Here is a 5,741-nt window from a genome sequence, read left to right as displayed (position 1 = left end):
GAGATCGACACTTCGGAAAAGTCACTTCCCGGACCCGCCACACCCCAGCCTAGAACAACCCTCGCCACGGCCTCTTGACACAGAGGGGTGCCAGAAGCGGATGCAAGGCGGTCCCGCCCAGGTTGCCTGTCCTCTTGTGCATGGTGACCGAGGCTGCGCGCACCGGCCGCGGTATCGCCATCGAGAAACCGACCGCGATCCGCGACCGGGTCCGGCTGAGGAAGCCCCTCAACGGGTCACGCTGGACTCGTGGGCGTTCCAGCAACTCGGCGCGTTCCTGGTCTACAAGGCGCGCCGGACGGTTGTACCGCTGGTCGAGGTCGACCACGGGGGCAGGCCCGGTGTCGCCGCGAGCCCCGAGCTGTCTGGAAGGGACCGACCCGGTCCGCCCGACGGCACGCCGAGGGCGGCCGTCAGATCCCGCCCGACCTGGTCGATCCCGACGGTCGCCGCCAGGGCGAACACGAACCGGTCCGGTCGCAGCACCACCAGGTCGGCGCGGTGGCGCCGGAGCCACCCGCCGAGCACACCGTCGACGTCAACGACATCGACCCGGTCCGGCTGGCCGTCCCCGGATGGGTCCGGCAGGCCGGCCACCGGCGTGCCGGACGGGTGGACGGCGACGAACCGCACCGGCAGCCCCCGCCACTGCGGTCCGAGCGGACTGTCCGCCGTGGCGGGGCCGAGCACGGCGAAGCCGTCGCCGAGCGCATCGTCGAGCAGGCGCGCATCGGGTGATCCCGGAATGAGGATCCGCGGCTGGGGAGACATCGTCCCGACCACGCCGTCTCGCCGACCGCCGGCCATCAGGCCCCGCCGGTACGCCGGCACCGGCTTGAACTCGAACCGCTCCACGAAACGCCGTACCCGGGAGATCGTCTGGACCGCCCGGAGCACGGTGTCCCGCATCCAGGCGGTGGACCGGTTGCGGGCCAGGAAGACACGACCCAGCCGGACGCTCGTCCGCGCCATCTCCAGGGTGTGCGGGCGCCGCTCGGACTCGTACGTGTCGAGTACCGCGACATCGGCGGCACGGGACAGCACCAGGGCCAGCTTCCACGACAGGTTCGCCGCGTCGCGCAGACCGCTGCACAAACCCTGGCCCAGAAACGGGGGCATCTGGTGGGCCGCGTCGCCCAGCAGGAAGACCCTTCCCTCTCGCCACCGTTGGGCGATGAGGTGGTGGAAGGTGTAGACCACCGCCCGGGTAACGGTGAACCGTGCCGGGTCGAGGTACGGCGAGACGAGCGCGGCGATGTTCTCCGGCCGCTGCATCTCGGCATCGGTCTCACCCGGGCGCAGCATGAACTCCAGGCGGTAGCTGCCGGCCGCGCCGGGGGACACGAACGCCGGCCGCTGCCAGTCGCAGACGAACGTGGTGTCCTTGACCCGCACGGCGTCGGGCGGCACGGCGCCTGAGACCGCCAGCCACGGCTCGGCGTAGCTCGCCCCGGCCAACGGGATCCGGACGGCGGATCGGGTCGCGCTCCGCGCGCCGTCGCAGCCGAGCACGTACTTGGCGCGGACTGCCCGTCGCTGCCGGGTGACCACGTCGGACAGGAGCACGGTCACCCCCTCCTCGTCCTGCTTCAGGCCGACCAGCTCGGTGCCGAGCGAGAGCTGGACGTGCGCGAAGCGGTCCAGCCCGGCCCGCAGCGTCCGTTCCAGTCGTGGCTGGTCGAAGAAGCGCAGCGGTGCGTGCCCGTACCCGAAGTCCGTCTCGGACAGCGCCATCCGGGCGAAGACCCGGCCCGCGCCGTTGACGTACTCGACGAGTGGCGGGGCGATCGTCTCACCCCGCACCTCGTCGAGCAGGCCGGCCTGCTGGTAGATGCGTAGCGCCTCGTCGTCGCAGGAAAAGGCCCGCGGCTGGCCGTGCGGAGCCACGCTCCGCTCCACGACCAGCGTGGTGACGCCACGGGCGCCGAGCAGGTTGGCGGTGAGCGCACCGACCGGCCCGCAGCCGATGACGACCACCTCGACCTCCTGGACCGGATGGTGAGCCAACGGCTGAACTGGACGCATGGTGATGCCCTTTCGGAACACGTTCCTGTGGGGACGGCTCCGGCCGTCCCCCCGACGCGGACCAGGGCACCAGGTCGGCGTAGGAAAGTTGTGGAGACGACGTGGAGGCCGGCCTCCACACCCGGTCAGAACCCGCCCTCGGCGGCGAACCGGGCCAGCAACAGTCCGGCCCCCTGTTCGGCGGCGATCCGGGCCCCGATGTCCCACTCCGTACGGTCGCGGCGGGCGACACCGCGGATCCGGTGCAGTTCCGCGACGAACACCCGTTCGCCCACCCGGTCCGCCACGGCCAGCCCCTCCTCGGCCAGCGTCGCCGCGGTCTCCGGCTGACCGGCAGTCAGGTACGCCTCGGCCATCGCGGAGAGCAGGATGGTCCGGGTGGACCGCAGTCCGGGACGGTAAATCTCGTCACCAGCGGCGCGCATCGCTTCGAGCCGGCCGTGGTCGCCGTCCCGCGCGGCAGCCCATTCGGCGAAGAAGGCACCGGTCGTCAACATGTGCGGCAGGCCGGTGACCCGGCCGATATCCCGGCACCGCCGCGCCGCGACGCTGGCCGCGACGACGTCGTGTTCCTGCATCGCCAGCCAGGCGGCGTAGAGTGCCGCGTTCCCCCGGCCGTACGGGTCGTCGAGCTCCTCGGCAAGGGCCTCGGCATCGGCGATGTCCGCCCAGGCGCCGGAAGGGTTGCCGCGCACCGAGCGGACCAACGCCCGGAAGTTGTAGCAGCCCAGGACCGGACGCCGACCGACCTCCCGGCGCAGCAGCCCTCGATCGACCGTTCGCAGCCGGTCGATCGCGGCGGTGAGCTGGCGCTCGCCGTCGGCCAGCCGGCCGGTGAAGTAGCCGACCGCGCCCAGCAGGTACTCGCCGGCCACGGCGATCAGCCGGCTGCCGTCGTCCTCGGCGCGCACCAGCCGCTCGGCGAGGTCGGTGCAGATCGCGAACTCGGCCCGGTTGGCGGCCAGCTCACCCAGTGCCCAGAGCGCGTGACGAATGTCGGCGTCCGGCCCCACCAGCGTCAACAGCTCACGGGCGCGGGCGCAGACCTGGTCGACCGCGTCGCTGCCGACACCGACCGTCATCTGCAACAGAGACGCGCGGTGCAACTGGACGGCCAGTTCGGTCAACGCCACGTCGGGCGAAACCTCCGCGTGCGGGGCCAGCCGGTGCGCGGCGCGTTCGAGGTGACCGAGCGCGTCCTCGTAGGCGACCCGCCGGGTCGCGTCGTCGGCAGCGACCAGCGACCAGCGCAGGTGGTCCTCGCCGTGGCCGAGGCCGATCGCTTGACCGTAGTGGTGGGCTAGCTCGGCCGGTGCGACGTTGGCGGCCCGCTCGTAGGCCATGGCCAGCCGAGCATGCAGTGCGGCCCGGCGCGGCGGGACGAGCTCGGCGTAGGTGACCTCGGCGATGAGCGGATGGCGGAAGGTGACCGCGCCCGGTCCGGCCTCAGTCACCAGTGCGGCCGTGTAGGCCGGGGCGAGCCCCTCGGCGACCGCCGGGGCCGTGGCGTTCAGCGCCGCCGCCATCACCTGAAGGTCCAGGTCGTGTCCGGCCACACTGAGCAGGTCGAGGCAGCCCCGGGCGGGATCGGGCAACCCGCCGAGCCGCAGCCGTACGGTGTCCCGGATGCTCGGCGGCAGCTCCGCGGCGGCTGCCGGGTCGGTCCGGGACCGGAGCAGCTCCGTGATGAAGAACGGATTCCCGCCGGTACGGGTGACGAGTCGGGCCACGACCAGCTCCGGCGGCACCACCCCGGTCCGGTCCCGGACGAGGTCGGCGACCGACGACGCGTCCAGCCCAGCGAGCCGGAGCTGGCCGAAACCCCACCCGCGAGCCAGCTCGGCGACGGTCGCCACCAGGGCCGGATCGTGGTCGTAGGGCCGGAGGGTGGCGACCACCAATGCCCGGGCTGCCGACAGCTCGGCGGAGAGGAACCGCAGCAACAGCAGCGAGTCCGGGTCGGCAGCGTGCAGGTCGTCCAACACGACCAGCAGGCCGCGCTGCCGGGCCACCGCGTGCACCAGGTCCGACACCGCCTCGTACACCTGAAACCGCGCCGTCGGGTCGAGTCCGCCACTGGCTGCTGGGCCGGACAGCGATCTGGCGGCGAACCCGTCCAGCCGGCTCGCCGAGCCCGTGGCGCTGGCCTCCGGAATCGTCACGAGCGCGCGTACCACCTGGCCCCACAGCCAGAACGGTGGCGCCTGCCCGACGTCGGGACAGCGGCCCCAGACCACCGGAACGCCGTTCGCGGCGGCCTGCGCGCCGAGCGCCGCGGCAAGGCTGGTCTTGCCGATGCCGGCCTCCCCCACCAGAGCCAGCATCCGCCCGCCGTGCCGGGTGGCCACGTACAGCGTTTCCCGCAGCCGCTCCAGTTCCGCGTCACGACCCACCAGCGGGCTCGCGACCCGGTCCGGCGACACGCCGGCCATGGCCTGACCCCGCCCGGACGGCTCGGCCGCGCACTCATCCGAGGGCGCCCCGCTCCGGTCCACACTGGCTCCGCTCTCGCCCGGCAGGCGTCCGGCCTCGGTCGGCCAGGCTCCGGGCTCGTTCGGGACCACCGCGCCTGGGCTCGGTCCAGGCGCGACGCGGGGCGGCAGGATCTCGGCCGCCCGCACGACGCCCGGATCGACCGCCGCCGGACGGCCGGACTCCGCCGGTACGGCCTGCTCCAGGATCAGCCGGTGCACCGCCCGTATCTGATCGCCGGGGTCGAGCCCGTACTCGCTGGCCAGGATCCGGCGCCCCTCGTCGAAGGTTGCCAGCGCCTCGGTCTGCCGGCCGGACCGGTACAGCGCCAACATCAATTGCGCCCGAGCCCCCTCGCGCAGCGGGTTCGCCGACACGAACCGGCGCAGTTCCGCCAGTAGCGTCGCGTGCCGGCCGGCCACGACGGCGGCGGTCAACCGCCCCTCCTCGGCGCTCAACCGCAGCTCAGCCAGCCGTGCCACCTCCGGACGCACCGCAGCCAGATCGGCGACGCCCGCCAGCGGCTCGCCACGCCACAACGCCAACGCCTCGGCGTAGCTCCACTCGGCGGCCGCCGGCTCCCCGGCCGCGAGCGCGTCCGCCGCCCGGTCCACGAGGCTGCCGAACCGGATCGCGTCGATGGCCTCGACTTCCACCCGCAGCTCGTACCCCCTCGGGCGGGTACGCAGGATTCGCGCCGGCTCGCGGTGGGACCGCTCGGGCTCCACGGCCCGACGCAGCCCGGCGACGTACGTGCGCAGCGTCATATGGGCGCTGGCCGGCGGTCGCCCGTCCCACAGCGCCTCGACCAGCCAGTCGGCGGCGACGAACCGGTTCGGTCGCAGCAGGAACAGGGCCAGCAGTGCCTGCTGCTTCGGCCCCCCGAGGGGCACCACCCGCCCGTCCCGGACGATCTCCGGCGGACCCAGCACCCGGAACTGCACCATCACCACAACGACGACCCCAACATGTCCAGTGCCGAGTGAGGCAGCGACCGGGCCGCACCGGACATCCGCGACCCGCCGTCCATTGTGTCGCGTCGTGGCAGGAGTCAGGTGATGCCGAACAGTTCCGCGGAGAATGCCTCCCGGGTCAGCGGCTGGCCGGCTACAGCGGGGGTCGGGCCCCGCGATTACGGTGACCATGAATGGGGGTGGGCCATGGCTCCGGAGGTGTCGCCGCGAAGGGCCAGGGCCGTGCTCGTCGCGCTCTCCCTTGCCGCGTTCGCGTTCATCACGACCGAA

At 73.0% G+C, this 5,741-nt stretch carries 3 protein-coding genes; 1 reads left to right on the top strand and 2 read right to left on the bottom strand.

All coding sequences use genetic code 11. The features are described 5' to 3' along the window. Positions 1–282: 282 nt before the first annotated feature. Positions 283–2,025 carry a bifunctional 3-(3-hydroxy-phenyl)propionate/3-hydroxycinnamic acid hydroxylase gene (locus ABZV00_RS37560; protein WP_355615351.1) on the bottom strand — a complete coding sequence of 581 codons (1,743 nt, stop codon included), beginning with the start codon at positions 2,023–2,025 and terminating at the stop codon, positions 283–285. Positions 2,026–2,150: 125 nt separating this feature from the next. Next, on the bottom strand, positions 2,151–5,441 hold the full coding sequence (locus tag ABZV00_RS37555; RefSeq protein WP_355615354.1) for a BTAD domain-containing putative transcriptional regulator: 3,291 nt from the start codon (positions 5,439–5,441) through the stop codon (positions 2,151–2,153). 114 nt (positions 5,442–5,555) lie between these two features. Here ABZV00_RS37555 and ABZV00_RS37550 point away from each other — a divergent pair. Next, positions 5,556–5,741: hypothetical protein (locus tag ABZV00_RS37550; protein ID WP_355615348.1), on the top strand; the 186-nt coding region annotated here is incomplete at its 3' end.

Origin of the sequence: Micromonospora sp. NPDC005173, from assembly GCF_040608515.1 — a bacterium.
In the GTDB taxonomy this organism is placed as follows: domain Bacteria; phylum Actinomycetota; class Actinomycetes; order Mycobacteriales; family Micromonosporaceae; genus Micromonospora.
Note: the sequence above shows the minus strand (reverse complement) of the source record. Positions and strands in the feature narration are given on the sequence as shown.